We start from the raw sequence: 2,122 nt of genomic DNA, 5'->3' as shown, positions 1-2,122 counted from the left end.
CGGTCAATAACATATAGGGATTATAAAAAAGATAGTTTCGTAAATCCCAACTAACATCATGACCTAAAAGAACCGAGATAATGCCCAAAGCAACAAAGTAGATAATTGCCCAAAATAAGGGATGAGAAAGTGGAAAACGTTTCAGGGTTGTCATAATTTATTACCTAGTTTTCTAGAGTATTTAAGGTGAAATTTTTCTGAGTTTACAGATTGAGTATTTTTCAATAGCATTTATAAAAGGTTGACAATTATTGCGATCAATAACAAGGTTACGAAATTCTAAAGCTGCTTGCTTAGATTTTTCCCTATCTGATTCTTTTAGTTCAAAATTGACCTCTAGTAAATACAGCGATGATTCGGGAGTTTTATCGATAATCTCTTCTGCTATTTTACTCATTTTGGTATGAGGACTTAACCCAAAATTACCAGTAATACGCAGGAAGCGAGTATTACTAGGAAAATAGGGAACCACATAGCCGACCGGTTCTCCTCCCCAGAGAACAATTACATCATCTTGATATTGTACCAAAGCTTGTCTATCAATACTAAAATAGTTATCCGACCAAGGAATTCGCCACCAATCTAGGGGTTTAACAGTGGCTAAAATTAAAACAAAAATCCCTAGAGTGACTAATAATACTGGTTTTCTCTTAGGATAGAAATAGGCAGCAATTAAGAGAATTAAAATGGGAGTAATTAACTCTAAAACTATGAGATAGCGATAGATAGAAAATTTCTTTAACCAAATGGAGTAAGCGGTCAAATAAAAGGGTAGTAAAAAGCTTAAAATTGAGGTATAAATTAGGTTATTTACAGGAAAAATTAATTTTTTGTTACCATAGCGATAAAGAATAAAACCCAGCAATATTACTATGAGAATATAAGCGATTGCAAAGCGAGATTCTTTAAATTTAAGTTCAGCTACTAAGGTTTGTTCTTGAGCAAAATAAAAAGGGTAAAATAACCATTGCCAAATGTCTCTAGGCAAAAATCGCAGGTCTTGTAAATTGACATCGGTTTCGATATAAGGAGATTGAAAGATTTTATTATAGAAGGGAAAAAGAGGATTAGCAAACTTTGTCCACATTAGGATAATCCAATAACCAGCAGTGAGACTAAAACCCACGGCCATTGAGAGAATTGATAGGATTAAATTGCGTAATTTGTCTGACCAAGAATTAGGTAAAAAATTAATGGCTACCAAAAAGCTAATACCATATAAAGCATTGGTTAATTTAAACCCCGTTGCTAATCCTAATAAGAATCCAGCTAAAAGAATATTTTTAGAGGGAATTGGCAGATTTTTCCCTAAACTACTAACTATAAAAAATAATCCTCCCAGAACGAAAACACTGGTGGTATTATCACCAATACTGGTTCCTAACTCCGAGATATAGGCTGCTCCAAAAATACTGGTAATCGCTGCCGCTATACTTAGAGTTATCCGGTATCTTTCGGAAACTTTATCGAGGGAATGATAGGTAATTAGGTGAACTAACCATTGATTTAACCCGTGAAATCCTCCCATTAAAAAACCCACGACAATCGGAGGCAGTTTCAGATAATAAATAGCGACGAAAAAGGGAACATCAATCAGGGGATTAAAAAAAGTTTGTATCTGCGCGGGTAGGACATCATACTTAAACCTTCCTGTCAATAACATATAGGGATTATAAAAATGATAGTTTCGTAAATCCCAACTAACATCTTGACCTAAAATAACCGAGATAATTCCCAAAGCAACAAAGTAGATAATTGCCCAAAATAAGGGATGAGAAAGTGGAAAACGTTTCAGGATTGTCATAATTAAAAGTTCAAGATTTATTTGTTTAGTTTTACTAGCTTAACTTGGCAATTTATAGTTAAGGATGAGATTAAGATTACCTAGTAACAATCCCCAAAAGACAATCAGCATGATTATCTTGACAAAATTAGTTAAAATTTTCGATTTTTTCTCGGTTAAATCATTAAAGAAAAATCCCCCTAAAGTAATTGCCGTTCCGATAATAAAGTAATATCTACCGTAAGGGGAACTCAAAACCCAATCCTTAATATTTAAATTCACCGACCAAACGACAATAAAAATAAAGATAGTGGCAGCACTGATAAAATCAGGGTTCTT

Annotated in this window: 1 protein-coding gene and 1 pseudogene; both read right to left on the bottom strand. The window is 33.6% G+C overall.

Features of this window, described 5'->3' with window-relative positions:
• Window positions 1–181: 181 nt before the first annotated feature.
• Window positions 182–1,804 carry a glycosyltransferase 87 family protein gene (locus tag PX636_RS11750; RefSeq protein WP_288117297.1) on the bottom strand — a complete coding sequence of 541 codons (1,623 nt, stop codon included), beginning with the start codon at window positions 1,802–1,804 and terminating at the stop codon, window positions 182–184.
• A gap of 39 nt (window positions 1,805–1,843) precedes the next feature.
• Window positions 1,844–2,122, bottom strand: a pseudogene (locus PX636_RS11745) (ArnT family glycosyltransferase); the annotation flags it as partial.

It is taken from the genome of Microcystis sp. M53598_WE2, from assembly GCF_030067735.1.
GTDB classification, from domain to species: domain Bacteria; phylum Cyanobacteriota; class Cyanobacteriia; order Cyanobacteriales; family Microcystaceae; genus Microcystis; species Microcystis aeruginosa.
This window is presented reverse-complemented; position numbering and strand designations above follow the sequence as displayed.

Bases quoted from the DNA above. Each gene is read 5' to 3' on its own strand.
- PX636_RS11750 (WP_288117297.1), bottom strand. From the start codon at position 1,804: ATGACAATCCTGAAACGTTTTCCACTTTCTCATCCCTTATTTTGGGCA.